This window comes from uncultured Shimia sp. (assembly GCF_947498095.1).
Classification (GTDB): Bacteria; Pseudomonadota; Alphaproteobacteria; order Rhodobacterales; family Rhodobacteraceae; genus Shimia.
The window spans coordinates 1-26,022 of record NZ_CANMJE010000005.1 but is presented as its reverse complement, the minus strand read 5'-3'; the positions used below and the strand labels follow the sequence as shown (position 1 = coordinate 26,022).

25 protein-coding genes and 2 pseudogenes are annotated in these 26,022 nt (G+C 53.9%); 11 read left to right on the top strand and 16 right to left on the bottom strand.

The window, feature by feature from the left end; genetic code table 11:
* The first annotated feature begins 87 nt into the window (after window positions 1-87).
* A complete protein-coding gene (locus tag Q0932_RS10265; RefSeq protein WP_299352040.1) occupies window positions 88-1,206 on the top strand; it encodes an aminotransferase class V-fold PLP-dependent enzyme in 1,119 nt (372 codons plus the stop codon).
* Window positions 1,207-1,263: 57 nt separating this feature from the next.
* Here Q0932_RS10265 and Q0932_RS10260 read toward each other — a convergent pair whose 3' ends face one another.
* The 3 genes from Q0932_RS10260 to Q0932_RS10250 all read right to left on the bottom strand — a co-directional run bounded on the left by Q0932_RS10260 (window position 1,264) and on the right by Q0932_RS10250 (window position 3,874).
* Window positions 1,264-1,959 carry a M50 family metallopeptidase gene (locus Q0932_RS10260; protein WP_299352038.1) on the bottom strand — a complete coding sequence of 232 codons (696 nt, stop codon included), beginning with the start codon at window positions 1,957-1,959 and terminating at the stop codon, window positions 1,264-1,266.
* Window positions 1,960-3,162: a UbiH/UbiF family hydroxylase gene (locus Q0932_RS10255; RefSeq protein WP_299352036.1), complete on the bottom strand. Its 1,203-nt coding sequence runs from the start codon at window positions 3,160-3,162 to the stop codon at window positions 1,960-1,962.
* Window positions 3,163-3,229: 67 nt separating this feature from the next.
* Complete coding sequence (locus Q0932_RS10250; protein WP_299352034.1) at window positions 3,230-3,874, bottom strand: pyrimidine 5'-nucleotidase; 645 nt, start codon at window positions 3,872-3,874, stop codon at window positions 3,230-3,232.
* Window positions 3,875-3,990: 116 nt separating this feature from the next.
* On the opposite strand from Q0932_RS10250, the gene Q0932_RS10245 reads away from it, so the two are divergent.
* Window positions 3,991-4,629, top strand: coding sequence for a GntR family transcriptional regulator (locus tag Q0932_RS10245; RefSeq protein WP_299352033.1), 639 nt, complete (start codon window positions 3,991-3,993; stop codon window positions 4,627-4,629).
* Here Q0932_RS10245 and Q0932_RS10240 read toward each other — a convergent pair.
* Window positions 4,585-6,504 carry a glycosyltransferase gene (locus Q0932_RS10240; RefSeq protein WP_299352031.1) on the bottom strand — a complete coding sequence of 640 codons (1,920 nt, stop codon included), beginning with the start codon at window positions 6,502-6,504 and terminating at the stop codon, window positions 4,585-4,587. The two genes, Q0932_RS10245 and Q0932_RS10240, sit on opposite strands and share 45 nt — an antisense overlap.
* A gap of 78 nt (window positions 6,505-6,582) precedes the next feature.
* Window positions 6,583-7,737: a glutamine-hydrolyzing carbamoyl-phosphate synthase small subunit gene (gene carA / locus Q0932_RS10235; RefSeq protein ID WP_299352029.1), complete on the bottom strand. Its 1,155-nt coding sequence runs from the start codon at window positions 7,735-7,737 to the stop codon at window positions 6,583-6,585.
* 182 nt (window positions 7,738-7,919) lie between these two features.
* Here carA and Q0932_RS10230 point away from each other — a divergent pair, with 182 nt between their 5' ends.
* On the top strand, window positions 7,920-8,378 hold the full coding sequence (locus tag Q0932_RS10230) for a GatB/YqeY domain-containing protein (RefSeq protein WP_299352027.1): 459 nt from the start codon (window positions 7,920-7,922) through the stop codon (window positions 8,376-8,378).
* Between the two features lie 59 nt (window positions 8,379-8,437).
* Here the strand turns inward: Q0932_RS10230 and Q0932_RS10225 are convergent, their stop codons facing one another.
* Window positions 8,438-9,238: a phytanoyl-CoA dioxygenase family protein gene (locus Q0932_RS10225; RefSeq protein WP_299352025.1), complete on the bottom strand. Its 801-nt coding sequence runs from the start codon at window positions 9,236-9,238 to the stop codon at window positions 8,438-8,440.
* Window positions 9,239-9,392: 154 nt separating this feature from the next.
* Here Q0932_RS10225 and Q0932_RS10220 point away from each other — a divergent pair, with 154 nt between their 5' ends.
* From Q0932_RS10220 to Q0932_RS10210, 3 genes are all read left to right on the top strand, one after another.
* Window positions 9,393-10,472 carry a putative 2-aminoethylphosphonate ABC transporter ATP-binding protein gene (locus Q0932_RS10220; RefSeq protein ID WP_299352023.1) on the top strand — a complete coding sequence of 360 codons (1,080 nt, stop codon included), beginning with the start codon at window positions 9,393-9,395 and terminating at the stop codon, window positions 10,470-10,472.
* 103 nt (window positions 10,473-10,575) lie between these two features.
* Window positions 10,576-11,589: an AraC family transcriptional regulator gene (locus Q0932_RS10215; protein WP_299352021.1), complete on the top strand. Its 1,014-nt coding sequence runs from the start codon at window positions 10,576-10,578 to the stop codon at window positions 11,587-11,589.
* A 126-nt stretch (window positions 11,590-11,715) separates the two neighbouring features.
* Complete coding sequence (locus Q0932_RS10210) at window positions 11,716-12,672, top strand: ATP-grasp fold amidoligase family protein (protein ID WP_299352019.1); 957 nt, start codon at window positions 11,716-11,718, stop codon at window positions 12,670-12,672.
* Window positions 12,673-12,754: 82 nt separating this feature from the next.
* Here Q0932_RS10210 and Q0932_RS10205 read toward each other — a convergent pair whose 3' ends face one another.
* From Q0932_RS10205 to Q0932_RS10175, 7 genes are all read right to left on the bottom strand, one after another.
* Window positions 12,755-14,170, bottom strand: a complete 1,416-nt coding sequence (locus tag Q0932_RS10205) for a mannose-1-phosphate guanylyltransferase/mannose-6-phosphate isomerase (protein ID WP_299352017.1) — start codon at window positions 14,168-14,170, stop codon at window positions 12,755-12,757.
* Between the two features lie 483 nt (window positions 14,171-14,653).
* A complete protein-coding gene (locus Q0932_RS10200; RefSeq protein WP_299352620.1) occupies window positions 14,654-14,806 on the bottom strand; it encodes a GDP-mannose 4,6-dehydratase in 153 nt (50 codons plus the stop codon).
* Between the two features lie 186 nt (window positions 14,807-14,992).
* Window positions 14,993-15,835 (bottom strand): dTDP-4-dehydrorhamnose reductase, encoded by an 843-nt coding sequence (gene rfbD, locus Q0932_RS10195; protein WP_299352016.1) that lies wholly within the window; start codon window positions 15,833-15,835, stop codon window positions 14,993-14,995.
* Entirely contained in the window at window positions 15,832-16,869 is a 1,038-nt protein-coding gene (gene rfbB, locus Q0932_RS10190) for a dTDP-glucose 4,6-dehydratase (RefSeq protein WP_299352014.1), read from the bottom strand. The genes rfbD and rfbB overlap by 4 nt, the downstream gene beginning before the upstream one ends.
* On the bottom strand, window positions 16,866-17,438 hold the full coding sequence (gene rfbC, locus Q0932_RS10185) for a dTDP-4-dehydrorhamnose 3,5-epimerase (protein WP_299352012.1): 573 nt from the start codon (window positions 17,436-17,438) through the stop codon (window positions 16,866-16,868). The genes rfbB and rfbC overlap by 4 nt, the downstream gene beginning before the upstream one ends.
* A gap of 83 nt (window positions 17,439-17,521) precedes the next feature.
* Window positions 17,522-17,764 (bottom strand): hypothetical protein, encoded by a 243-nt coding sequence (locus Q0932_RS10180; RefSeq protein ID WP_299352010.1) that lies wholly within the window; start codon window positions 17,762-17,764, stop codon window positions 17,522-17,524.
* Between the two features lie 122 nt (window positions 17,765-17,886).
* The gene (locus Q0932_RS10175) at window positions 17,887-19,209 is read right to left on the bottom strand and encodes a UDP-glucose/GDP-mannose dehydrogenase family protein (protein WP_299352008.1); all 1,323 of its coding nucleotides are present in this window, start codon (window positions 19,207-19,209) and stop codon (window positions 17,887-17,889) included.
* Window positions 19,210-19,713: 504 nt separating this feature from the next.
* Between Q0932_RS10175 and Q0932_RS10170 the strand changes: the two genes are divergently transcribed.
* From Q0932_RS10170 to Q0932_RS10155, 4 genes and pseudogenes are all read left to right on the top strand, one after another.
* Window positions 19,714-19,902: a ribbon-helix-helix protein, CopG family gene (locus Q0932_RS10170; protein WP_299352006.1), complete on the top strand. Its 189-nt coding sequence runs from the start codon at window positions 19,714-19,716 to the stop codon at window positions 19,900-19,902.
* Complete coding sequence (locus Q0932_RS10165; RefSeq protein ID WP_299352004.1) at window positions 19,899-20,216, top strand: hypothetical protein; 318 nt, start codon at window positions 19,899-19,901, stop codon at window positions 20,214-20,216. Before Q0932_RS10170 ends, Q0932_RS10165 begins: the two co-directional genes overlap by 4 nt.
* Before the next feature lie 938 nt (window positions 20,217-21,154).
* Window positions 21,155-21,535 (top strand): annotated as a pseudogene (locus Q0932_RS20565) (AAA family ATPase); the annotation flags it as partial.
* A 373-nt stretch (window positions 21,536-21,908) separates the two neighbouring features.
* Window positions 21,909-23,237 (top strand): annotated as a pseudogene (locus Q0932_RS10155) (IS3 family transposase).
* A gap of 190 nt (window positions 23,238-23,427) precedes the next feature.
* Here the strand turns inward: Q0932_RS10155 and Q0932_RS10150 are convergent.
* Both Q0932_RS10150 and Q0932_RS10145 read right to left on the bottom strand, forming a co-directional pair.
* Complete coding sequence (locus Q0932_RS10150; protein WP_299352000.1) at window positions 23,428-24,021, bottom strand: hypothetical protein; 594 nt, start codon at window positions 24,019-24,021, stop codon at window positions 23,428-23,430.
* Between the two features lie 109 nt (window positions 24,022-24,130).
* A complete protein-coding gene (locus Q0932_RS10145; protein ID WP_299351998.1) occupies window positions 24,131-24,316 on the bottom strand; it encodes a hypothetical protein in 186 nt (61 codons plus the stop codon).
* Between the two features lie 207 nt (window positions 24,317-24,523).
* Here Q0932_RS10145 and Q0932_RS10140 point away from each other — a divergent pair, with 207 nt between their 5' ends.
* Window positions 24,524-24,664: a hypothetical protein gene (locus Q0932_RS10140; RefSeq protein WP_299351996.1), complete on the top strand. Its 141-nt coding sequence runs from the start codon at window positions 24,524-24,526 to the stop codon at window positions 24,662-24,664.
* 409 nt (window positions 24,665-25,073) lie between these two features.
* On the opposite strand, the gene Q0932_RS10135 is transcribed toward Q0932_RS10140, so the two are convergent.
* Window positions 25,074-26,022 (bottom strand): sulfotransferase (locus Q0932_RS10135; RefSeq protein ID WP_299351994.1); only part of this gene is annotated, 949 nt, incomplete at its 5' end.

The following is a 26,022-nucleotide window of genomic DNA, read 5'->3' as shown; positions in this document are numbered from 1 at the left end:
ACGACAAGCGACGGCATACCAAAGTAGACTTTGCCTTCGAGCGAAAACCACGCTAGCCAAGATAAGTTCAAAGTTCAGGAGAGCCTCATGGCCAGCGCAGTCGACCCTAACGGTCTTGATGAATTCTCGGTGGTGTTCACCGACCGATCCCTAAACCACATGTCACAGTCCTTTCAGCAAGTGATGCGGGACATCTCTGGCATGTTGAAAGACGTCTACAACGCGGATGCTGTGGTGTTGGTGCCAGGTGGTGGGACATTCGGTATGGAGGCCGTCGCGCGGCAGTTTGCACGTGATGCCAAGACGCTCGTGGTGCGCAATGGCTGGTTCTCATATCGCTGGAGCCAGATTTTCGAGGCAGGGGCCTTTGCCGCGGAATCGACAGTGCTCAAGGCACGCCAGTCGGGTAACGACGTCACCGCACCTTTTGCTCCGGCACCGATCGAAGAGGTTGTTGCCAAGATCCACGAGACAAAACCCGATGTGGTCTTTGCCCCACATGTTGAAACCTCTGCCGGAGTGATCCTGCCAGATGACTACATTCAGGCGATGGCCTCTGCTGCACATGAAGTTGGTGCGCTGATGGTGCTGGACTGTATCGCTTCGGGCTGCGCATGGATCGACATGAAGGCCTTGGGTGTAGATGTGCTGTGTTCCGCGCCGCAAAAAGGCTGGTCGGCGTCGCCATCGGCTGGGCTTGTGATGTTGTCACAGAATGCTGTTGCGCGTTTGGAAAAGACCGAATCCGACAGTTTTGCGATTGACCTTAAGAAGTGGCACTCAATCATGATGGCCTATGAGAACGGCGGTCATGCGTATCACGCGACCATGCCGACAGACGCGCTGCGTGCGTTCCGAGACACGATGGTGGAAACCCGCGAGTATGGCTTTGAAAAGCTGCGCGATGCGCAGTGGGCGCTGGGCAATGGCGTGCGGGCAATGTTGGCCGAGAAGGGCGTTAAAAGCGTGGCTGACCAAGAGTTTGGTGCGCCGGGTGTCGTGGTCAGTTACACCTCTGATCCCGCTGTCCAAAACGGCAGCAAATTCGTGGCAGAAGGCATGCAAATCGCGGCTGGCGTTCCGCTGGCTTGCGATGAACCCGAAGGCTTCATGACCTTCCGGTTGGGTCTGTTCGGTCTCGACAAGCTCTATGATGTTGATGGCACCCTGGCACGGTTGAAAGCGGTGCTCGACAAGGTGCTGTAAAGCATCGGTAACACGTTGGCGATGCGCCGGTGTTTTACCGGCGCACGCCCATACGGGTCAGCGGTCCTGACCAGCGAAACGAATGTTGCTGGCTGGGCCAAGACCATAGCGGAGGCTGGCGAAAATCACTGCAAGGCTGATTGCCAGCCAGAGCAGCCCCCAAAACATGGTTGTGCCTCCAATTTCTGTCGCCAGCATACGGGCGTCGGAATTGAGATGCGCGCTTGCAATGGTGTCGCTGAAGATATCATAGGGCACATAGATCATGCTGGTCAGGCCAATTACCCGTAGAAGCAAGTCATTGATCTCGCGGCTCAGGAATTTGGCGCCCGCAAGCATTGCGACCCCGGTCGACGTGCAGAACATGATCGCAAAGGGCTCGCGGATGTAGAGCGCGGTGATGATGAGCATGCCTGACCCCAACAGGCCCATGACCCAACGATCCAGGTGCGTGTTGACGGCTGTCAGCAACAGCGTGACCCCGATCACCAGCGACCCAACATAGCCCGCGCTGAGTGTGATGAAACGATTGCCTCCCCGGGCGATGACGTGTCCGCCCTCCATTGCGCTGACCGTCAGGTCTTCTACCTGACCGCCGGTTAGGATGGTTGCAATGGCGTGTGACAACTCATGCAGGAACACAATCAGCAGGCGCAAGGGGTAGACGATATCGGTGGGCCAGAGCGCAAAGATCACGGCGCAGAGTGTGATCAGCTGCCAGTGGCCCTGGATCAGACGCATAGCGGCCCGCATTCAGCGCACGCCCAGGCCCATCTGCATCAACGTCTTGCGCACCGGTGCCAGCGAATAAAGCGCGTTCAACCCGGCGGCACGCACGTCTCGCAAGGCGCGGGTCTCGACCATCGATGCGCGGTTCAGCATATCAATGCCTTTGACGCGCAGCTTGACCTCGGTAAAGCGTTTGCGGTGATAGGTCTCAAGCATCGTCTGATCGCCCAGCGTCTCGGGGCTGGCCTTGGCCAGCTCCAGCAGAACCCGCATATCGCCAAGGCTCATGTTGAGCCCCTGTGCGCCGATCGGAGGCACGACATGGGCGGCTTCGGCCACGAGAGCGAGGCGTTCACCAAAAAGCCGCTCGGCAGATTGTGAGATGATAGGCCAGATAGTGCGGCGTGAGGCCAGCGTGAGTGGGCCAAACAGCGAGCAGCTGCGCTCGGTCATTTCGGCCTCAAACTGGGCCGCGTCCATCTCAAACAACTCGGTTGCGCGAGGACCCCGTTCCATCCAGACCAATGCAGAGGAGGGTTTGCCCTGATAGTCGGGCAGAGGCACCAGCGTGAAAGGCCCCCCCGAGCGATGGATTTCAGTCGAGACGTTTTCATGCGGGATTGGGTGGGTGACGGCAAAAGCCAGCGCCTTTTGACCGTATCGTGTCGTGTGCACGTCGATCCCGGCCGCTTCGCGCATGGGCGAGTTGCGACCATCGGCGGCTATCACCAGCCGGGCACGGGTGTTGGAGCCATCGCTAAGTGAGACGCGCGCCTCGTTCGTACGGGTAAACAGGCTGGTTGTGGCAGTGCCAAGCCGCAGGTCTACGTTGTCCATCTCACCCAATCGGGCGACCATTTCCCGGCGCAACAGCCAGTTTGGTAGATTCCAGCCAAAGGGCTGGTCGGAGATATCTGAAGCGTTAAAGTCTTTGACGATCCGGGGTTCCGGCACCTCGCCACCTGCATCGACAATCCGCATGATTTGCAGAGGGGCGGCGTGCTCATCAAGACTAGCCCAAAGGCCGGCCTCATCAAGCAGCCCACGAGCCGGTTGCAGGAAGGCCGTTGTGCGCAGGTCCGACCCTTCGGCGTCGCGTTCGGTGATGGGGGGTGCCGGGTCAACGCATTGAACGGAAAAACCGGCCGATCCAAACGCAGCAGCAGCCGTCAGCCCTGCAATGCCGCCACCTGAGATTAGAATGTCAAAGTCGTTGAAACGGGTCATGGTGCCCTCCTGATCGGCAACCTAGTCGCTTGGCGCGCAGGTGCAAGATGTGGTGTTGACGCGGGGCTTACGTGAGCTTTTTCAGAAACTCGGGGAGGTCGTTGGTGTGGTGGTGAATGTGGTCAGCATCCTCAGGCTCGGGTGCCACGTGGACGGTCTTCATTCCCATCTCATGCGGGGCTTGCAGGTTGCGGGCATCGTCTTCGAACATCGCCGCGGTTTCAGTGGTGATGCCGTCCAATTCGAACACCGCCTCAAACGCGCCACGTTCGGGCTTGGGCAGGAAGTTGGCATGTTCCACGCCGTAGACCGCATCAAACAGACCCGATAGTCCACGGGCCTCGATCACCCGTTCTGCATAAGGGGCGGTGCCGTTGGTGAAGACAATCGCGCGACCGGGCAGGGCCTTGATCTGTGCCGCGAGATGCGGGTCCGGTTCAAGTGCGTCAAATGAAATGTCATGCACGTCGATAAGATAAGGGCCGGGGTCCACATCATGAACCCGCATCAGCCCCGCCAGTGTTGTGCCATATTCTGCCCAGTATTGTTGGCGCAACAGGTTTGCCCTCGGCCGGTCGACCCCCAGCGCGTCCATGACATATTGCGTCATTTTTACTTCGATCTGGTCGAACAGCCGCACCTTGGGCGGGTAAAGGGTGTTGTCGAGGTCAAACACCCAGGTTCTGACATGTGAAAAGGCTTCGCGTGGCATGGCGGCAAAATAGGCGTGTCTTGTGGCGCGCGCAATGGCGGGGTTGCGTGTGGCCTATACCCGCGCATAATCTGGCCCTCAGCACCAATGCCGAGAGTGCCCAAGGGGGACCCCAGATGTCGCAAAGCAAATCACCTAACCGGGACGCCTATTCGCTGATCCTTGAGGCGATTGACGTTGGGGTGTTCAAGCCCGGAGACCGGCTTGTTGAAAGCGATCTGGCCGAGCGCTTTGGCGTTTCACGCACGCCAATCCGCGAGGCACTGCAAAGACTTGAGACTCAGTCATTGTTGGCGCGTGACGGGCGCAGCCTGATCGTGTCATCGCTGGATCACAACCAAATGGCCGAGCTTTATGTGGTACGCACCGAGTTGGAAGGGCTGGCGGCCCGTCTGGCAGCGCGTCACGCCACTGCGGAAGAAGTGAGGGTTCTCGGCGACATGGTGCGGGATGACCAAAAGCTGGTGAACAACCCCTCCGCCCTGTCGCGTGCAAACCGGAGGTTCCATAAACAGATCCACCTGGCCTCGCACAATCGATATCTCGTGCAGCAACTTGATCTTGTGCATCGCTCAATGGCGCTGATGGCAACCACGTCTATTGCCGTCGAAGGACGTGGTGAGGATACACTGATAGAACATCAGGCCATCGTCGACGCGATTGCAACACGGGATGAAGATGGCGCTTATGCTGCGTTGCGCGAGCATATTTCAAAGGCCTTCGTCACCCGACTTAAACAGGACGTCGACACCTGAGTGATGGGCGCTGGTGCCCTCTTTGGTTTTTCCGTGATCTGTTTTGTCCCAGTAGTACGGATCTTTTAGCAGCTCAAACAGCGCTTTGTAGCCAGCGGCACAGGCCAGAGTGAAATAGATCGGGAGTGTCAGGACATATGGCAAAAGGGCCGTGCGGTTTTGACCGTGGACCGATGCGGCAGAGATCACGATGTTGATAATGCCACTTGCTAGAAGCGCCGTAATTACCCAAACAAGATACTCATCCGAAAACAGCATTTGACCCGGATAAGGGAGTCCGGCCATCTGTCCCCCAAAAGCCCAGAGCAGAGGTGCGAGCAAGAACTGCGACAAGGTGCAGAGAAACACGAGTTGCATTCCGAGAAAACCCGTCAAGCCAAGCTCGGACCATATTAGGCGCGGATCTCGCATGTGTACAAGATAAGTGATGATGTATCCTTTGAGCCAGCGTGACCTTTGGCGAATCCATGCCAAAGTTGTGCAATTTGCTTCTTCTAGAGTCACGCTTGGCAACATTTCGGTGCGATATCCATGGCGGGCCAGACGTATGCCCAAATCCGCGTCTTCGGTGACATTGTGGGCATCCCAGCCTCCCAGCTCTTCAATTGCGTCGCGCCGAATAAAAAGCGTTGTGCCTCCCAATGGCAAAGCAAAGCCGAGACGTGCGGGCCCAGGAAGAATGCAGCGGAACCATGTGGCATATTCAATTGTAAAACAACGAGATAGCCAATTTGTCCTTGGGTTGTAGAAATCAAGGATGCCTTGCAGGCAAACCACTTTGGGAGGTGATTTTGCGAATTGTGCGGCCACCATTTCTAGCTGATTCGGTGCTGGTGCATCCTCGGCATCCCATATGCCAACAATGTCGCCTCTGCACTGATCCAAGGCATAGTTAAGAGCACGCGGTTTCGTTGTCAGGCCACTTCCTGCAGGAACCTCAACCACCCGCATCCAATTGGGTAAACTTGTTCGGGCAATTGTTTCTTTTGTCAGATCGTCATGTTCCTCAAGCACCAACAATACGTCCAGCAAAGCCTTGGGATAGGTCAGTCTGGAGAGTCGCGCCACCAGCGCTTGGGCAATTTCCTTTTCCCGAAAAAGCGGCACCATTACAGAGATACGCGGCAGGACACTGGGATTTCGCGGCGTGAGATTGCTGTCTATGGGGTTACGCAGATATGAGGCAAATGCGGCAACCTTCATCACGGATACCGCGAACAGAGATAGGGCTGCCCAAAGGGTCAAAACGGCCAACACCCAAGCAGGAAACGACACAAGTGCAACGACAAATGCGGTTAGTAAGGCAAGACCCAAGCGGTGCGTTCCGCGTCGGGTTTGTTCCCAGTTCCGGCAACTGTAGATTGACGCCACTCTGGTTTCTGCCAAATTGGTGAGGTGAATGCGCCGGGTCCTGGCAAGATGGTCAACAATGGCACTTTCGTCACAAATGGCCAGAATGGCCGTCTGAAATCTGGCGGGAAGCGTGTGACGCAAAGCCTCAAACCGCTCAGGGCGTCCTGTAACGACGACCAATATGCCCCCAACGGTCCGCCACGGAAGGATATTGTGCTTTAGGCAGATTTCCGGAGGCAGCAAATCCGATAGGTCAGGGTTCGGTGGTTCACGATCCAAATCCACAAGCTGCGCCGTGTAATGAAGCGACAGCGCCTGCATTAGATGCTCATCTCTGATCCACCCTTTGCTAACAAGGATTTCGGACAGTGTCGCGTCACAGGAGTGTTGTCTGTCAAATGCGTGGAACAGTTGCCAAGGCGCAATTTGTCCGGATTCTATCAGATGTCGTCCAAAGGAAACCTGACGGCCTTGCATGTGCGCTGGGCGCGGCTGTTCAAACGCTAGAATGGGGCTGTTCATTGTTGATACCTGCAAACTTCGAAAAGGAGAATGCAGGAAACAAAGTTAACGTGCCGTTAACGTTAGTGAATTTCGAGACTACGCGCGGGCGGCCATGTAGTCGGCAAACTTTTCGAACAGGTAAAAGCTGTCTTGCGGACCGGGGCTGGCTTCGGGGTGGTGCTGCACCGAAAAGACCGGCTTGTCGGCGATACGAATCCCGCAGTTCGAACCATCAAACAGTGAGACATGAGTCTCGACAATCCCTTCTGGCAGTGTCTGGCTGTCGACGGCAAATCCGTGGTTCATCGAGGTGATTTCGACTTTGCCGGTGTCATGGTCTTTGACCGGGTGGTTGGCACCGTGGTGGCCGTGGTTCATTTTGATGGTTTTGGCACCTAGTGCGAGGGCCAGCATCTGGTGACCGAGACAAATGCCAAAGACAGGCACGTCCGCCTTGAGAACACCTTGGATCATCGGAACGGCGTATGTCCCTGTAGCGGCCGGATCACCGGGACCGTTCGACAGAAAAACACCATCGGGTTCGTGCGCCAGAATTTCTTCGGCGGTCGCACTTGCAGGCAGGACTGTCACATCGCAGCCTGCCGAGGCAAGGCACCGCAGGATGTTACGTTTTGCCCCAAAATCCACCGCAACAACTTTGTGTTTTGGGTTTTCCTGACGGGTGTAGCCGTCGGGCCAAGCCCAACGTTTCTCGTCCCAGCGATAAGATTGTGCGCAGGTGACGTCCTTGGCAAGGTCAAGCCCTTCGAGGCCAGAGAACGCACGTGCCTTGGCGACAAGAGCGTCGGTGTCAAAGATGCCATCCGGATTATGGGCGAGGGCGACATGCGGCGCACCCTGCTGGCGGATCGCACGGGTCAGGCGGCGGGTATCAATGCCGCCGATGGCGATGCGGCCACGCGAGGCCAACCAGTTTGAGAGGGTATCGACCGAACGCCAGTTTGAGGGTTCGGTTGGGTCCCACTTGACTACCATGCCTTCGGCGACCGGGTCTGCGGTCTCGTCATCTTCGGGTGTGACGCCCGTGTTGCCGATGTGGGGGAAGGTAAAGGTCACGACTTGCCCGGCATAAGAAGGGTCAGTCATGATTTCCTGATATCCGGTCATCGCGGTGTTAAAGCACAACTCGGCCACCGTCTCGCCCGTGGCGCCAAAACCGCGCCCGTAAAACAGGGTGCCATCCGCGAGGGCTAGACATGCAGTTGGGGTGGATTGGGCATCCTGGACCATAACGCGACTCTCCTGCTGACAAATTGTCGGGAAACTATGTCGAGGGGCGCGGGGCGTCAAGGGACAGGGAAAATTGGATTTGCTTTGAAAACAAGGGCTTGGAAAAACATGTGGCCAGTTGCCTCAGGTCACTGCTTTATATATGGTCCGGGTTTCGAGTTTAACAGCAAATGGCTGAGTGAATGTCCCTGCGAGAAGAGATCAATTCTGCCCTGAAACAGGCGATGCGCGACCGCGCTGCTGACCGTCTGTCCACGCTGCGCCTGATCAGTGCTGCCATCAAGGACCGCGACATCGCGGCGCGTGGAGAAGGGATCGAAGATGGCGTTGGAGACGACGAAGTTCTGAAAATCCTGTCGAAGATGGTCAAGCAGCGTCAGGAAAGTGCGCGGACCTACGAAGAGGGAAGCCGTCTGGACCTGGCTGAGCGTGAATTGGCCGAGATCACGGTGATCGAAGAGTTTCTGCCGAAACAGCTGGATGAAGATGAGATTACCGCCGCCATCGATGCCGCCATCGCAGAGATTGGCGCCAGCTCAATCCGCGAGATGGGCAAGATCATGGGCGCGCTCAAGTCGCAATACACAGGCCAGATGGATTTCGGCAAAGTCGGCCCGATGGTGAAGGACCGGTTGGGCTAAGCACGAATTTCTTTGAAAGACTCACAAGCGGCCGCCTGGTTTTGGGCGGCCGTTTGCGTTTATGCGCTTGGCCAGATCACCGGAAACCAGTCTTCGCGCAGGCGTTGGCCGGGCTGCATGTCATGGTCGGGGAAGGGGGGCGAGGTGCGGCCCGGGCGTTCGACATAGCGGGCGTCATCGCCCACCAACCGCAAGGAAAAGGCACGGCGTTGTATGTCTGATGTATTTCCGCGCGCACCATGCAAGATGTCATAGTTGAAGGCCACAGCGTCACCGGGCTCCATCTCCCATTCCAGAACCGTCATGCCCTCGGCGTCCGGGTCCGGTACGGGCATATAGTCGTCAACATTGGGAAAATAGCTTTCTTCGCTGACCCAGCGCATTGGCAATACAGGTTTCTCCCAACGGTGTGAGCCGGCCACCATACGCAAGGTCGCGTCTTTCACGGGATCTAAGGGCGACCAGAAGCTGACGGTCTGTTTGCCTTCGACAAAGTAATAGGGGCCGTCGGTGTGCCAGGGCGTGGCCAGCGAAGTGCCGGGTTCTTTCACGAGCACGTGGTCGTGGAAGACTTGCACCGAGTCGGATTGCATCAGCTCGGCGGCGACTTCGGCGGCGGCTGAATTGGCGATCACGTCCCGAAATTCTGGGATATCCTGCCAATTACAGTAGTCGTCAAAAAACCGCCCGCTTTCGCCCTCTTTAAAGTTCTCTGAGGCATAGGGACCAGGGTTTTTCATGTTGCGGTCAATACCAGCGCGCAACGAGTCCACGTGTTCGGCAAACAATCCCTTAATAAAAACCACGCCGTCGCGCTTATAGGTTTCGATGTCGGCAGGCTGAATCAAAGGGTGTGTCATCGGGAAGTCCTAATGGTTTCGCCCAGTGGTGCTGTGTGTTGGCCCATCCGTCAAGCACTGGACGCCGCGCAGATGTCGCAAATTGACAAAAGGCGATGGATTTCAGCGAGGATGTGGGGTTTGGTGTGCGCACATACGTAATCGCCCTGAGATCATGACCACACCCGACCCCAAGACACATCTGGACCTGCGTGCGCTGACCAAGAGATTTCGGTCGTTTACCGCCCTGTCCGAAATATCGCTGACCGTAGACGAGGGGGAGTTCTTGTGTTTTGTCGGTCCGTCTGGCTGCGGAAAAACCACGTTGCTACGTTTGATCGCCGGGCTCGAGACGCCGGATGCCGGTCATGTGCAGCAGCAGGGGCGGAATGTGACCGCTTTGCCACCTGCCGAGCGAAACTATGGCATCGTTTTTCAAAGCTATGCCTTGTTCCCGAATCTCACCGTTGCGCGCAACGTGGCTTACGGACTGGAGGGCAAAGGTCTGTCACGAGCTGAAATTTCAGATCGGGTGACCGAGATGTTGGCTTTGGTTGGGTTGCCGGATCAAGCTGACAAATATCCCGCACAAATTTCCGGGGGACAGCAGCAACGTGTGGCCTTGGCCCGCGCTCTGGCGCCGGAACCCGGGCTCTTGTTGCTCGACGAGCCCCTTTCAGCCCTTGATGCCAAAGAACGAGAGCGTTTGCGGCGGGAAATCCGAGAGGTTCAATCACGGCTGGGTCTGACGACGGTGATGGTGACTCATGATCAGGACGAAGCCCTGCAAATGGCAGACCGTATCGTCGTCATGAATGCTGGCCAAATTGAACAAATCGGATCGCCTACAGAGATTTACCAACGCCCGGCGACGCGATTTGTTGCTGAGTTCATTGGCGAAGCCAACTGGATGACCGGCACATACCACGGCGATGACCAGTTTCAGTTTGGTGATATCCGCGTTTCTTGCCAACCAGGCGCTGTCACACCCGGCCAAACGGCTGAAATTGCTGTTCGGCCAGAAGACTTACACGTTGAAACCCTGAAAGCTTTAGAGGCCGGAACAATTGCGATCGTAACCAGCTTAAGATTTCGAGGCAGTTTTACGCAGTGCCATCTGACTCTCAAAGATGGCGCAACATCGCTTGTTGCGCATGTGCCTCTTGGTCGCGCAGAAGAACTCCAACTGAGCGAAGGTTCTGAGGTATCCGTAAGCATACAGCCTCACCGCGCCGTCGTTTTCCCCAAAGGTTAATGCAGGCACGGGAAAACACTGGACGTTTGGGTGTAGGGCATTACCCTCTCCCTGACGCCTGTGGTTTGCGGGTTTGCCAAGTTCAAGGGGGGAGACTTGGTCGATGGTAGATATACACGTACAGCGTTTGCGTTTTTTGCTGCAGGCAACCGATCAGATTTCGGGTGGGTCCGAAGTTGGCGATGCAACGCTTGGGGAACTTGGCTTGAACCGGGCGCAGGTCGCCGATGATGTTCTGGTGCCTTCCGAAAAGGCAGAACTGCTCTTTGTACGTTATGCATGTGAGAAATTGGGCGACAACAGTTTTGCAGCACATGCAGGGCTGGCATTCAATGATTACACGACGCTCACGGCCTATATCTCAAAGTATTCGCGCAACCTGCATGAAGCGATTGAGAACTCTGCCAAGTACTATACCTATATGGACCCGGCGTTTGAGTTGGGCTTGCGCGTCACATCCAACATCGCGTCGTTTGAGTTGCGTATTAAGGACCCGGGCCTTAGCCGCTTTCACAGGTTTATCGAGTTTGTCATGTTCAGTGGATTGGGTCGGATGCGTACGGTGACCGGCGTGGACTTTTTTCCAACTCAAATTCGGTTCATGCATCAGGGACGTGATGTCGCTACTAGAATTGAGAGACTTGCCGGTTTTCCTGTTGTTTTCGGGGCCGAGAAAAATGAAATGCTGTTGTCGCGTAGCACTCTTGAATTGCCTATCCCGACATATGACCCAAGTTTGCGAGATCACCTCAAACAGTATGGCAACACACTGAGGCCCGAAAAACCGGTGGAGAGAATGGATCTTCGCTCTCGCGTAGAGGGGCTTTTGGCAGCCAGTTTACCGGGCCATATCGTTCCGGCCGAAGACATGGCCGCAAACCTTGGTATGAGCCGCCGCACGTTTGCCCGACGTCTGAGCGACGAAAGCTTAAGCTATCGTGAAATCGTTGACGACATGCGTTGTGATCTTGCCTGCACTTATCTTAAGGACGGTTTTAACATTGCCGAGATTTCTTTTTATCTCGACTATGCGGACCAAGCCGCTTTCTCGACGGCCTTTAAACGGTGGACAGGCGATAGCCCAAGCGCATACCGATCGAGGTTTCTTCAAAACTGAACCTGCGATAGCCGTGATCGAGTTTTGAGGCTGGCGTTGACAGGTGCCGAGCGGAACTGCACTCTGTTTGGGAAGCGTTCCGAATGACAGGCGCGAAATGTCACAACCTTCCCGTCCAAACCCGATTTGGATTCCATTCGACAAAGCTCTGCTGGCGATCGTCAGCCTTGGTATCATGTTGCGAAACTGGTACGCGACTGGGCTTTTTGGTATAACAACCGCAGACTGCCCCGCATATCCGTTCCACGGACCTTTAACGACAAGATTTATTGGCGCAAAATTGTCGATCGAAACCCACAATTCGTGATCTTTAATGACAAAGTTCTAGTTCGGGATTGGATCGCGAACACGCGACCGTCCGTCAATCTGGCTAAGATGATCTGGCATGGTCCGAACCCGCGAGACATTCCGGATTCGGCCTTGGACGAACCCGCGATGTTTAAGGCCAACCATGGCTGTGGCTGGAATTTGGCCTATGATGGGCAAAGCCCGGACCGCGAGACAATCATCACAACTCTCGAAGGTTGGTTAAGTGAGGTTTTTGGTCGAAAAAAGCTTGCGGAATGGGCCTATGCCGAAATCCCACCACAGGCGTTGATCGAGCAAAGACTGGTGTTTGAGAACGGAGCACGACCTCACAACTACAATGTACACTGTAGTGATGGCAAAGTTCTCTGGGTTGGCATTTTCTTCTCGGATGAAAATGGCCAACGCAAGTTGGGTTACTTCGGTGAAGATGGATCTCGCTTGCCGGTGAAAATGCAGAACATTATGGCTGCAATGGACGACTCCTTTAGGCCAGCGTCGCCTTTGCAAGAAGCGATTGACGCAGCCAAGGTTCTTTCCAGCGGTGTGGACTATGTGCGTTGTGATTTCATGGTGACGGATGAAACACTTTGGTTCAACGAGATGACAACCTACTCCGGGAGCGGACATGTCAAGTTTTCTGATCCCAACTATATAGGCCGTCTTCAAGAAGATTGGGATTTGCGCAAATCCTGGTTTTTAAGCCAGCCACAGCCCGGGTTGGTTGAAATCTATCGCAAGTCTCTGTTGCGGGAACTGAACCGGCGCGCTGCCTGAACAACTAGGAGCACGCTAAGACGCCAATTCGTCTGTTCGCTAGCTCACCAGCCCAATGAGATATGTCCCATAAGAGTTTTTTCTAAGAATTTCGGGCGTAGACGTCTTCGTAACGAATGATGTCGTCTTCGCCCAAATAGCTACCAGTCTGCACTTCGATCAGGACCATCGGCACTTTGCCTGGATTTTCCATCCTGTGCACCGCACCGAGTGGGATATAGACAGACTGGTTTTCCGACAGCAGAGTCACTTTGTCGTCGACAGTAACCTTGGCCGTCCCGGCGACAACGATCCAGTGTTCAGAACGGTGCACATGGCTCTGCAGGCTGAGTGCCGCGCCTGGATGCACGTGAATGCGTTTGACTTGAAACCTGTCGGCTAGGATCAGAGTCTCAAACCAACCCCACGGACGATGGTCGACCGGGAGTTGCACCGCTTGTTTGGCGCCCTGAGATTTGAGGGTTTGAACAGCCTTTTTAACATGCTGTGATTTGCTGATGTCAGCAACCATAACTGCGTCGGGCATTGCGATCGCGACTATGTTCTCAAGCCCGATACCGACCAGCTCAATGGCTTCGTTTTCAGACCGCAACAGCGTGTTTTGGCATTCTATCGCCGTCGCGTTGGCCGTCAGTGCATTTCCGGCCTTATCCCGCCCAGATTCTTGCCAGACGGCCTCCCAGCTGCCGAGATCGGACCATCGGCCATCAAACCGCGCGATGCTGACATTTTGCGTCTTCTCCATGATGGCATAGTCAATCGAGTCCTCAGGGACTTTGTCCCAAAGGTCTGCATCCAGCCGACAGAATCCTAAGTCGGATTTGGCTGCGAGAACGGCTGCTTCGACGGTTTCCAAAATTTCCGGGGCATGGGCACGATACGCATCGATCATAACGCTGGCCTTCGCCAAAAACACTCCGGCATTCCACAAATGGCGATCGTCTTTCAGCAATTCCTCAGCCGTGGTTGCATCAGGCTTTTCAATAAACCTTGTTAGTGCATTGACGCCGGGATGGGTTTGTTCGCCACATTCCAGCCAGCCAAAACCGGTTTCAGGACGGGTCGGCGCTATGCCGAAAGTTACTATTTGACCCTCGCGGGCGGCGGCTGCGCCGTTGCGTACTGTGTTCCGGAACTGTTCAGCATCCGGCACGGAATGGTCGCTGGGGACCAAAAGCATCAGAGCATTGGGATCTTTGGCGTACAAGTTGAGCGCTGCGGCAATAGCCGCTGGAGCAGTATTGCGCCCATCGGGCTCAATTAAGACGCCGGCTGGGTCGAGTTCACAGGCCGCCAATTGCTCTATGACGATAAAGCGAAAACTGTCACCGGTGACCGCAAGCGGAGCCGAGAACCCCTCTCCGATGAATCTACGCGCAGCCTGCTGAAAGAGGCTTTCTGGGCCCGTAATATGAGCAAACTGCTTCGGAAAGCTTTTGCGCGACAATGGCCAAAGGCGGGTACCGGAGCCGCCACATAACAGAACTGGGGTGATCATTGAGCTGTCCATTCTTAAAATACCATCATTGTGCGAGTTCAGTGCAGTTTTTGTACCTTAGTCTTTGGAAGGTTACACACATACAGGGCATGAGTTCCAACATATGCATCTCTGTTGAAGGCTTTACATGGTACTTTTGCAAATCGAATTCACCTTGTTATCCATCAAAAGCCTAAACAAGACGCTAGAATGGAGCCTAAACCAAAAAGTTTCTGTGTGGTGATCGTGTATTGAGATGTGTGTTTACGCTTTTAGGTACTTCCAGGGCCAAGACGAGTTTTTCTATGGTCGTCGCTTTAAAAAACCGGTTCTGCGGATGACGGATTCGTAGCCAGCAAAGAATATGCACTACTCCAACACCACTCACATCCGTCGCATAGATCGGCAGGTCCCAACATGGCTTGTCAAATCTTTACGTGGTCTGGTTACAAAACTCATCCACCGCAGTGACGTGGATTGGGAGGACGAGGTTGTTAATCTCCCTCAAATCGAACTCAACCACGTTCTCATCACGGGCAATTTCCAGTTTTCCACGCGTTTTGTTCCCTGATGCGAAACCCTCCGGACGCCACCGTGAACTTCATAGCCTTTTTCAAGCAGAAGCTTCGCAAGATAGGTTCCATCCTGTCCGGTGATGCCGGTAATAAACGCCTTTTTGACATGTAAATCGGCTCCAAACTAAGAAACCCACACTGGTGAAAACGCATAGCCATCAATGCCCTACTGCGCACCCTGAGATTGGCAAAACACGTCAAAACCCAGCGTGTATTTGCCGCTCGTCACAGAGCACCAGTTGCTTAATAAATGTTTAACAAAGGGGCTCTATTTGAGGTGATTTAGGACGTCCTCTAGACCTGCGCGCCAATCCGGTTGCAAAACGCCAAATACGTCAAAGAGTTCAGCACAATCCAGTCGTGAATTGAGCGGACGAGACGCAGGGGTCGGGTACTCAGCCGTCGGGATGCCGGTCACCGCAACATCGCGCCCAGCTTGCCGAAAGATTTCACGGGCAAAGTCTGCCCAACTGGTGGCAGGCGCTCCGCTGTAGTGAAACGTGCCGCCCAGGTGCTGTGTCGTAACCATTTGTTCCGCCATGAGCATAAGCGTCTTGGCAATATCCTTTGCGGGCGTTGGGCCGCCAATCTGATCCTCTACCACGCTTAGGGCATCCCGGGTCTCGGACAGCCGCAGCATAGTCTTGACGAAATTCGCTCCATGAGCCGAAAACACCCATGATGTGCGTAAGATAACATGCGCGCCACCAACGGCCCGGATAGCATCTTCGCCCTCAAGCTTGGTGCGTCCATAGGCGTTCATCGGACCGGTCGGAGCATCTGTTGCACGCGGTTGATCCCCGGCGCCTTCAAACACGTAGTCGGTCGACACATGCAGGAACGGCAGGCCGCGTTCTGCGGCTGCACTTGCCATTGCGCCGGGCGTGGTACCGTTGATGACCCTTGCCAAGGGCTCGTCCTGTTCGGCTTGGTCAACGGCGGTATAGGCCGCGGCATTGATCACCGCCTTGGCCTCAGTTTCAGCGATCTGCGCGGCACAGGCTTCCGGGTCGTACAGATCAGCCTGATCCCGACCCAGAGCAATCACAGCGGGATAGCGTTGCAATTCAGTTGCCACTTGGCCCGATTTCCCAAAGACCAAAACCTTCATAGGGTTCCAAGCCTTTCACCGACGCCCGAGCGATTCTGCAACGCGCGCCACCAATCCTCATTGTCCAGGTACCAGTCCACGGTTTTGCGCAAACCCTGCTCAAGCGTCACCGAAGGCCGCCACCCAAGTTCTTCGCGCATCCGGGTCGGGTCGATGGCATAGCGCAGGTCATGCCCCGGCCGATCCTGCACAAAACGGATCTGGTCGCGATATGGCGACGCTGCGGGTCGAATACCGTCCAAAAGGTCACAGATCATGTGGACCAGATCGAGATTGCTAACCTCGTTTTCGCCACCAATGTTATAGGTTCGCCCAGTGGCGCCATTTTGCAAGACATGCAGCAATGCGTCAGCATGATCCTCAACATAAAGCCAGTCGCGCACATTCTGACCGGTTCCGTAAACGGGGATTTCTCGCCCTCCCAAAGCGTTCAGGATCACCACGGGGATCAGTTTTTCCGGAAAGTGATAGGGGCCGTAGTTGTTCGAGCAATTGGTTACGACAATAGGCAGCCCATAGGTTTCGCCCCAGGCTCTCACCAGATGGTCGCTGGCGGCTTTGGACGCCGAATAGGGTGAGTTCGGCGCATAGGGTGTGGTTTCCGTGAACTGACCGGTTTCGCCCAGAGACCCATAGACTTCGTCCGTTGAAATGTGATGGAACCGAAAGCCCTCGGGTCGCCCCTGGCTGTCCCAAAAACGGCGCGCGGATTGAAGCAAGTTGTAGGTGCCCGTTACGTTTGTGTCGATAAAGGCACCGGGGCCATCGATCGAGCGGTCTACGTGGCTTTCGGCAGCGAGATGCATCACTGCGTCTGGTTTATGGTTGTCAAAGACGGCGTCCAAAGCTGCCGCATCCCGGATATCAGCCTGAACAAAAGCATAAGCCGGGTTGTCGGCCACCGAGGCCACATTTTCCAAACAGGCGGCATAGGTTAACGCATCGAGGTTGACCACCTCATTGCCCTGGCCCACGGCCTGACGCACCACAGCAGACCCGATGAAACCGGCACCACCCGTCACCAGAATCTTCATTGCGAGCCCTCCCAGATAAACGGGTTGTCAAAATCCTTGAGGAGGGGCGCTTCCTGGTCCTTTGCACTTAGAACAGCATTAGACGTGTCGATGCCCCAATCAACGCCAATGTCGGGGTCGTCGAAACGCACCGCCCCATCGCAATCTGGGTCATAAAAGTCCGTACATTTGTACAAGATCTCGGTATTGGGTTGCAGCGTGACAAACCCATGAAGAAAGCCGGACGGGATCAACAATTGGTGGCCGTTCTCAGCGCTTAGTTCTTCTGCAATCCACCGCCCGTATGTGGGTGACCCTTTACGGATGTCTACTGCCACGTCCAGCAAAGCGCCTCGCCCACAGCGCACAAGCTTGGTCTGGGCATGGGGTGGTGCCTGGTAATGCAATCCACGAACTGTGCCGACATCTTGGGACAGGGATTGATTGTCTTGAACAAAATCGTAGGTGATGCCGTGTTCCGCCATCCGCTTTTTGTTCCATGTCTCGCAGAAGTAGCCGCGGTTGTCCCCAAAGCGTCTGGGCGTCAAGCGCAGGACGCCCGGTAATAAAGTTTGTTTGATCTTGAGCACGCTCTGTTCCTCGTTCTATCTGCCCATGTTTTTGACAATAGGTCTGGCAATCCTGAATTGGGTCGCGCGAATTGTTCTACACGTCAGATGTTATCCCGGTTCATGTTTTCGTTGTGAACGGCGATCGCCTCGTCAACGTCATCAAAATAGGTCAGTTGGCCGGCTTCCAGCACGGCGCCGGCCGTACACATCTGGCGAATCTGGGTCGTTGAGTGACTGACAACAACCTGTACACCTTGTCCGGTATAGTCCTGCCAAATTGTCTCTAGATCGCCAATCTGATCCAAATGCCATTGCGAAGAATAAAGGGGATTTGTGCTGGTCACGGGGAACACCTAAGCTGCATCACTCATTTAAAATATATAGGAAAACATACAGTGCGCCGCCGGTAGTGCAACCACTTTGGAGTCAACTTGCCGTTGTCAGCGGATTCTTGACGGCCCTGAAGTTAGGTGTGTTCAAACCCTATGCGTCCGATGCTCTCATAGGCCGTAAACCCTGCCTGTTTGGCATCGCGCGTACTGTAGATATTCCTCAGGTCTGCCATGTGAGGTGTCGTCATCTTGCGAGCCAATCGTTTGAGATCGAGGGCCCGAAATTCGTTCCATTCTGTTAGAATTACCAAAAGGTCCGCATTGTTCGCAGCTTTGTAAGCGTCCGGGACCCAGTGAACACCGGGCAGAAGGGCCTCTCCCTCGTGGCGCCCCTGGGGGTCGGTCACGCGCACCTTTGCACCGCCACCGACAAGTGCCGGTACAATAGTTAGGGCCGGAGCGTCCCGCATATCGTCAGTGTTGGGTTTGAAGGTGACACCAAGAACGGCAATGGTCTTGCCGTTAAACGTTCCACCGCAAAGATCGAGCAGTTTGTCGATCATGCGTCTCTTAATCTCTTCATTCACTTTGATCACCGCTTCGGTGATTTGCATCGGAACCGCATGTTCCTGACCAATGCGTGCGAGTGCTTTGGTGTCTTTTGGGAAACAAGATCCACCATAGCCGGGGCCAGCATGCAGGAACTTGTTTCCGATGCGCCCGTCCATACCCATGCCTTTGGAGACTTGCTTCACGTCGGCGCCGACGCGTTCACAAAGGGCGGCGATTTCATTGATGAAGGTAATTTTGGTCGCGAGAAAGGCATTGGCGGCGTATTTGATCATCTCGGCGCTTTCAAGGTCCGTGGTCACGATCGGAAAGTCCCGCAGATAGAGTGGGCGGTAAATCTCGTTCATCACCTCTGCGGCGCGTTCATTTTGGACACCGACCACAACCCGATCCGGCTTCATGAAATCATCAATTGCCGCTCCTTCACGCAAGAATTCCGGGTTGCTTGCGACGTCGAAATCCAGGTCGGGATTGGCCTTCTTAACGGCCTTCTTCACCTGGCGGTTGGTGCCGACCGGAACCGTCGACTTTGTAACAATCACCACATAGTCCTGTGCCAGATGTGCAATTTCTTCCGCGGCTGCCATAACGTAGCTGAGATCTGCGTGCCCGTCGCCGCGCCGCGTGGGTGTGCCAACCGCAATAAAAACGGCCTCAGCCCCATCAAGCGCTTGCGCAAGGTCCCGCGTGAATGACAAGCGTCCTGCCTCGACATTCTTGGCCATCAACTGATCCAATCCTGGTTCATAGATCGGGACTTCGCCAGCGTTCAGGCTTTCAATTTTGGCGGCGTCTTTATCGACGCAGACGACGTCGTGACCAAAGTCAGAGAAACAAACTCCGGAAACAAGCCCCACATAACCGGTGCCGATCATCGCAATCTTCATAGTCGCCCATCCTCACACGCAGCAGGCTCGTCGATTTTGCCTGGTATTTTTAAAACACATAAATGACTTGCTGGGGCGCAGACATCAACCCTTCACACACATCTGATGCCCGAGAGTGCCAACTCGGGGTTATAGCGGTATCGTTGAGAAATGCCGGTGGACAGGGTATTGCGTTAGCCACCAACGATATCTCGACGCTGCTATGCGCAAGACCTCGAATGAACCCATCAAATTCGCGTTCGAGTATAAGGGAGCTAGGGCAGTTTCGGTGGAGGCGAGTGCCGGAATCGAACCGGTGTACACGGATTTGCAATCCTTTTGCCCCAACTGTTCACGGATTATTGCTCTCATTTCTTCTCTAAATATTGCTTCAAATTTCATGATGGCTCTCCTGCCTAGTATACTGATAGTAAATGATAAAAAGAAGAAAAACCTCTTTTTGGCAATTTATTTTGTTAACATAATGCGGTAGAGTCTTGTCCTGTATGATTACAGGAGAGCGCCATGAAAACCGAAAGGCGGTGCAAGACCCGGGCAATGCGAAAGTGGTCTCATGCCCTGAGCATCACGATCAAAGAAGACAGCATCATGAAACTGCGGGCTCATGCCGACGAGCGCGAGACAACGTGCTCACAGATCATCCGCGATGCACTTCGCGACTACTGGCAGAAAGTAGAAGAGGGTGCGGTATGAGACACGTTGTTAAGTCTGTTCACGAAGTTAGTTCCGAAGCAGGCGACCTGTTTATCCTGACGCTCTCTCTTCATGACGATCCAGAGATAAAACTGGAATCCACTCGCACGTCGCGGCTGAGAGAGCTGATGGCACCGTTCAGCCTCTCACAGGATTCGGATCAAGCTCTGGCCTGGGTGCAAAACCTGATCCGACTGATCAACACTTGGGATAACGCGGCAGACGATATTGCGCGTATTTGCCGTGGCGAGGACACCAAAGGTCCTGGATCTGATATTCTGGAATTGGATGATCTGTTGGGGCGCCTGCTATGACCGACGCAGAACGCTTCCTAAAAGCTGTTTTCCACACGGTCCCAGCTGGCAGCACCGTTGTCTTGGGAAAACAGGTGAGCACGCAAGGGCACAATATTGCCCGAGCTTACCCTCGTGCGGTCCCTGACGGAGTCACACATGCCTCCATTGCTCTCCAGAGCCTTCTGCCTAGCCAGACAAGCCGCATCGCCAACTGGTTATATGGTGCTTCGTTTGTACTTGATGACGTGGGCGAGACCAAAGTGAACGAAAAGACCGGTGAATTATTCACTGTGCCGAGGCCGACTCTAAAGCCAGCTGCGGTAGTCGAGACCAAGCCAGGTTCTCAGCAATGGTGGTATTCGTTTGAGGAACCAACGGCTGACCAGGACTTCTTTGAGAGGGCCGTCCGCGGCTTCTGTCTTAACGGCCTTACAGACCCCGGCGCGAACAACATTGTGCGTTGGGACAGGCTCCCGGGCTCACAGCCACCAGGTAAGCCAGCAACGGCCCGTCTGCTGTACCTTTCACCCGAAACCCTATACCCGGCCTCTGAACTGCTCACACAGGCTCTGGGGCTCACCGCACTGCCTCCGAGCAAACCCGACGCATGGCCATCGCGGCACCGTCTGGCTGGGTCGTGGACGACGAACTGCTTTCATGGTTCTCCTCCACGGGCCGCATCATCGGCCCGTCTAAGAATGCGGTGGAGGTGCACTGTCCACGGTGGGAGGAACACAGCAATGGCAACCCAAGGGCATGCTACTGGCCATGCACCCAGGGTAGCATCCAGCGGGGTTTCAAGTGCCACCAAGGCCACCAGGGCAGCGACCCAGGCATTCTGGAGTTTTTAAGCCATTGTAAAGAAAAAGGAGGTCCGTGGGTCGGGCTGAACTACGAACCTCCTGAAACTGACCCTCAAATCGTCGTCCCAGACCACATTAAGGAGCTATTCCAAAATGATTGAAGGCATCACTTTCGGTGAGGACACTGTAACGGATTTGCACCAAGCTCGCAACATGCAGCGGTCCAGCTCCATCGACCTGCAGCATCTTGTGCCTTTCAGGCCCAGTGTGCCAGCGCCACACGGGCTGGACCGTCTGCTCGGAAACATCTTTGCGCGCGGCCTTGTCACTGTCATTGCCGGGATTGGAGGGGTGTCAAAAAGCACCTTTCTCGGGACACTGGCAATTAGTTGTGTGACAGGTTGCCCGCTCATTGGCCCTACACCGCGTGAACCACGAAAGGTGTTGTATCTGGGCATTGAGGACGACCAGACCGCCAACCATCGCATGTTCCAGGCCATCTGCGAGGAGTTCAAAATCAAGGACGACGACATAAAGGCAAAGCTGGACATTCTCGGCAGCGACACGATTCGCAAGGTGTTCCAGTCCAAAGAACTGGATTACCTGACACAAATGGGTCCAGTTATGCCGGTTCAAGTGAATCCGGCGATCCACCAGGCACTGGACGTGCTCATTGAGGAGCGAAACCGGATATTGTCTGCATTGACCCGTTGTCGGTTCTTTACGGGGGCACTGGTATGTCCACAGACGCCACAAACGCGCTCATACAGAGCTTTAAGCTGCTCGCTGTAAAGCGAGGGGTGGCGGTCGCGCTTGTGAGCCACATGAGGAAGCCCAGCGGCACCACCAGGGGCTCTGTTGACCAGCATGACGTCAAACATGGCTCCGAGCTCGTGGATGGGTCCAAGTGTACGCTGACTGTCGCGCCACTGCCCGACGCTATAAGCGCGCCACGCGCAAACAGTATTCGTCGGAAGAGAAGATCCGGATCGTGCTGGATGGCCTGCGTGGTGAAGACAGCATTGCTGAGCTTTGCCGCCGCGAGGGGATTTCCCAGGGGGTTTACTACAAGTGGTCCAAAGACTTCATGGAAGCTGGGAAGAAGCGGCTTGCCGGTGACACAGCACGAGCAGCGACAACCGACGAGTTCAAGGAACTGCGGCGCGAAGCTCGTGATCTGAAAGAGGTCGTGGCGGAGCAAACGCTCGAACTTCGACTGCTCAAAAAAGCATGGTCGGGGATGGGGGCGACCAAGAATGAGATACCCTGCATCTGAGAAGCTGGAGATCATCCGGCTGGTTGAGGAAAGTCATCTGTCAGCGCGTCGGACATTGGCCAAACTGGGTATCCCTCGCACCACATTCTATCGTTGGTACGGCCGATTCCTGCAACGCGGCGAATCAGGTCTTGAGGATCAATCTCCCAAGCCCAAACACATTTGGAACCGCGTTCCTGACGAGGTGAGGCGCAAGGTCGTCAGCTTCGCCTTGAAGGAGACAGAGCTGTCACCCCGCGAGTTGGCGGTGACCTTCACAGACCAAGAACGGTACTTTGTATCGGAATCCACAGTGTATCGCACGCTCAAGGCACATGACCTGATCACCAGCCCTGCGTTCATCGTGCTGAAAGCCGCGAATGAGTTCGAGCATAAGACAACGGCCATCAACCAGCTTTGGCAGACCGACTTTATCTATCTCAAGGTTCTGGGGTGGGGCTGGTTCTATCTCAGCACGATCCTGGACGATTACAGCCGCTACATTATCTCGTGGAAGCTCTGCGCGAACATGCGGGCGGACGAAGTGACAGACACCCACGATCTGGCCTTGCAGGCCTCCGGCTGTGATCAGGTTCATGTCGTCCAAAAGCCGCGTCTGCTGAGTGATAATGGGTCCAGTTACGTCTCAGGCGACTTGGCAGAATGGTTGCAGGACAAAGGTATGAAACACAGTCGTGGTGCGCCGTATCATCCGCAGACCCAAGGCAAAATCGAACGATGGCATCAAACCTTGAAGAGCCGGATCTTGCCGGAAAATTACTTCCCACCGGACGATCTCGAAGCCCAGATCGAAGCCTTCGTCGATCACTACAACCACCAGCGCTACCACGAGAGCTTGAACAACGTCACGCCCGCTGACTTCTACTTCGGGCGCGACCAAGCCATTCTAAACAAAGGGAAAGGATCAAACGAAAGACACTCGAAATGCGACGCTTGCATCGCAGTCAGTACGCCGCATAATCAAACCAACCAGATGAGCCGAACACTCTCTTAGTTTACGCCGCTCTTGGTTCCAAAAACTCTAACGACGGACAGACCTTTAAAAGTGGAAGAACATCGCTGAAGGGGCTAAATCGGTCATGATACGCCAAAATTTTGCTGAAATAGCCATCGCAGCTCCAACCACCAGATCAAGTCTGAAGTATTATACCTAAATCAACAAATCTCCGTACATTTGCTTTTCAGTATCAGCCCAATTCGGAGAGGCGTGGTACAGTTCCTCGAGCTCAACTTTAGTGAACCAAAATTTGTGATCTCGAATATAACCAAATTTGTTTTCATTTACTTTTTTGTTGATTGGCTTTAGCCGCCGCCCAAAAAAGCGCTCAAAGCCTTCGTTAATATCCTCAACTTTAACCCATGTATCGACAGTTGGATTGTTGAATTGATTGAATACATTCTCGGCACTATCCGTGATGCCAGAATTCGATATATGTATTCCTCGGCAGAGCTGCTCTCTGCTGACCGTATGATGCGGTGGCCTTGATGCCTCGAAGTGCACTCTGCTCAAAGTCCAATCAGGAAGCCTACGAAAAGCCACAAGGATCCTTTTTCCTTCAGCTGAGAAACTGGGTAGCCTTGACTGCCGTTGAGCTATAGTTTCGTGCCATATTACATGTTTTGGATTGATTTCATCGAACTTAACTGATTTGTCGCGACGAAAATTCTTTTTCAAAAGCTCTTGCGCATAACTACCTGCGCACTTTGGGAAGTGTAGCCAAATCCAATCTGGACCAATAATCATTTGTTAGCCTTTGAACTGTGAATGAGTTGCACTGTGTTTTCCATACTTCACCTGCCGCTATTTCCTCTTGACGAAACCAACAAAGGACTTCGCTATACCTTTTCTGAATTCAGGATATCATGTGCTTTCCTAATGCCTGAAAAATTTTTCGCAGAATCTCTTCCATGTCCAGAGAATATTGTGTTTCCCCTGCCGTTTGGGCGATATCAGCATCGAGTAGGGCCGGGCGGACCCGTACCTTCGTGGTCATGATCTTGCGGGCATCGCCGACACCGCGTTTGATGAGCTTGTACACTTGTATCCGTTTGGGGTTTTTTGGTGATAAAGGGCACCAGCTCGTTATGGAAGCAGCCTTTGCGGATGTCTTTGACGACTTTCGCGCCCTGGTTCTTACGCGTTCTGGATATGAGTGAACATAATCAAAAGTGTCCTACAGACATGCGCAAATGCAGGGCGAATTGCTGGCACAACGTGGCTAATCTCAACCATTGAGGAGTGCGACATGAGAAAGACAACCAAGAGCTCTGGCGAGAAGATCGCCAAAGATACCAAACGCTCTACACTCAAAGTATGGTACCAAAGAAGAAAAGCGCTTTTTGGAGTGAGTGCCCAAACGAGCATTACGGATTGTGAAGAAAATTGAGGTGATTTTGACCGCAGAAGCGCAGCTAGGGCATCATCATGAATATAACCCTGCCGCTTGGAAAGATCACCTAAGTAATCTTCTACCGAAACCGCCGACTATTTAGACCCCAAACCCTCACTTAACAAATTGCCCTTTTTAGTCCCATAGGAGCTCATGTCAGACATCAAATTAGCTGAGCTCTCTCTCATTATTTAGGCAGGTATTGGCTCCAAAAATCCTGACGACGGGCAGCAAAGGATACTCTAGATATTTCGAACCTCGAGAATATTAGATCTCTATCTCGAAACCCGTTGAACGGATACCGTTCGACGCCCAAAAGTCAAAAAACAGTTCACTCTGTTAAATTCTCCTTCCTACTTTCAATATATTGAAGGATATCTCGATACTTTTTACTATTTAGGAAATACTAGGAGAACGGTGGTTTTTTCAGTTTCTGCGCTAGCTTGAAGCTGACCTCTCTAAGTCGAGCTCTTGATTGTATATCTCGGTTCGCTTCCATAGCCTGCATTCCCAAAAGTTGAAGTTCTGCATTAACCCCATTTGGGTCAAGGTTAAGGAGATTATCGATACTTGTGTCATCTTCCGCTTCAGGTCGCACGACATCAATATTTAAAAGACCCGACCATATCCGTTTGATATCATTCATCAAAGCAGGATCTTTCAGATTCAAAACCGGAACATTTTTCGTCACTAAGTTATTATCGACTGTCGGCGAACCCGAACCGTTCAAGGGTAAGTTTAAAGAGAATTTTTCTGACAGAAGGGGCACTAGATTAGCCCCTTGGATTAATGCTTTATGGCCAATGACAATACAGTCATCAGGATATTGCTCTGCAAATTTGAGAAGCGCTTCATTATGATCACGCCAAAGAATCGCGCCAAGATCTGAGTTTTGAAAAAATTGCAAGCTTTCAGCTTCAGTGCCGCCTGAGCGTGCTAAGAACTGCATCTGCCTTCGTTGCAAGGAAAAAACACTAGCCGCAGGATTTCGGTAAACAATAACAAACTTGAGTTCCGGCGCAACTGCCTTCCATTCATGCAAAAACCGAGTCAGGCGGGGATCTTTGACGCACCACAATCTACTGTTTTTTGACCGCCGCTTTATGTACTTCTTAATTCTCTCCAAGTCGGTCTCTAGAACGCCTACTTTTGTAGACAATGGAGTAGTCCAATCGGCTCCACTTGCACTCATAATCCGGTTATGAAGATTGACAACCTCATTATCTTCAAAATATCCGGCTTGATTGTGTTCGTTTGCTACTATCAAATCACCGCCAGTGAGCCTCCCCATCTGAATGGGTCCACCGTTAAGGTTAGGAAACGGAGGACTAAGAATGGCAAACAAGCGACTGAAG

Coding starts and splice junctions, on each gene's coding strand:
- Q0932_RS10250 (WP_299352034.1), bottom strand. CDS start 3,874: ATGCCACGCGAAGCCTTTTCACATGTCAGAACCTGGGTGTTTGACCTC.
- Q0932_RS10165 (WP_299352004.1), top strand. CDS start 19,899: ATGAGACACGTTGTTAAGTCTGTTCACGAAGTTAGTTCCGAAGCAGGC.
- carA (WP_299352029.1), bottom strand. CDS start 7,737: ATGGTCCAGGATGCCCAATCCACCCCAACTGCATGTCTAGCCCTCGCG.
- Q0932_RS10220 (WP_299352023.1), top strand. CDS start 9,393: ATGACCACACCCGACCCCAAGACACATCTGGACCTGCGTGCGCTGACC.
- Q0932_RS10170 (WP_299352006.1), top strand. CDS start 19,714: ATGAAAACCGAAAGGCGGTGCAAGACCCGGGCAATGCGAAAGTGGTCT.
- Q0932_RS10240 (WP_299352031.1), bottom strand. CDS start 6,504: ATGAACAGCCCCATTCTAGCGTTTGAACAGCCGCGCCCAGCGCACATG.
- Q0932_RS10205 (WP_299352017.1), bottom strand. CDS start 14,170: ATGATCACCCCAGTTCTGTTATGTGGCGGCTCCGGTACCCGCCTTTGG.
- Q0932_RS10230 (WP_299352027.1), top strand. CDS start 7,920: ATGTCCCTGCGAGAAGAGATCAATTCTGCCCTGAAACAGGCGATGCGC.
- Q0932_RS10245 (WP_299352033.1), top strand. CDS start 3,991: ATGTCGCAAAGCAAATCACCTAACCGGGACGCCTATTCGCTGATCCTT.
- Q0932_RS10150 (WP_299352000.1), bottom strand. CDS start 24,021: ATGATTATTGGTCCAGATTGGATTTGGCTACACTTCCCAAAGTGCGCA.
- rfbB (WP_299352014.1), bottom strand. CDS start 16,869: ATGAAGATTCTGGTGACGGGTGGTGCCGGTTTCATCGGGTCTGCTGTG.
- Q0932_RS10215 (WP_299352021.1), top strand. CDS start 10,576: ATGGTAGATATACACGTACAGCGTTTGCGTTTTTTGCTGCAGGCAACC.
- Q0932_RS10260 (WP_299352038.1), bottom strand. CDS start 1,959: ATGCGGGCCGCTATGCGTCTGATCCAGGGCCACTGGCAGCTGATCACA.
- Q0932_RS10225 (WP_299352025.1), bottom strand. CDS start 9,238: ATGACACACCCTTTGATTCAGCCTGCCGACATCGAAACCTATAAGCGC.
- rfbD (WP_299352016.1), bottom strand. CDS start 15,835: ATGAAGGTTTTGGTCTTTGGGAAATCGGGCCAAGTGGCAACTGAATTG.
- Q0932_RS10255 (WP_299352036.1), bottom strand. CDS start 3,162: ATGACCCGTTTCAACGACTTTGACATTCTAATCTCAGGTGGCGGCATT.
- Q0932_RS10140 (WP_299351996.1), top strand. CDS start 24,524: ATGAGAAAGACAACCAAGAGCTCTGGCGAGAAGATCGCCAAAGATACC.
- Q0932_RS10265 (WP_299352040.1), top strand. CDS start 88: ATGGCCAGCGCAGTCGACCCTAACGGTCTTGATGAATTCTCGGTGGTG.
- Q0932_RS10175 (WP_299352008.1), bottom strand. CDS start 19,209: ATGAAGATTGCGATGATCGGCACCGGTTATGTGGGGCTTGTTTCCGGA.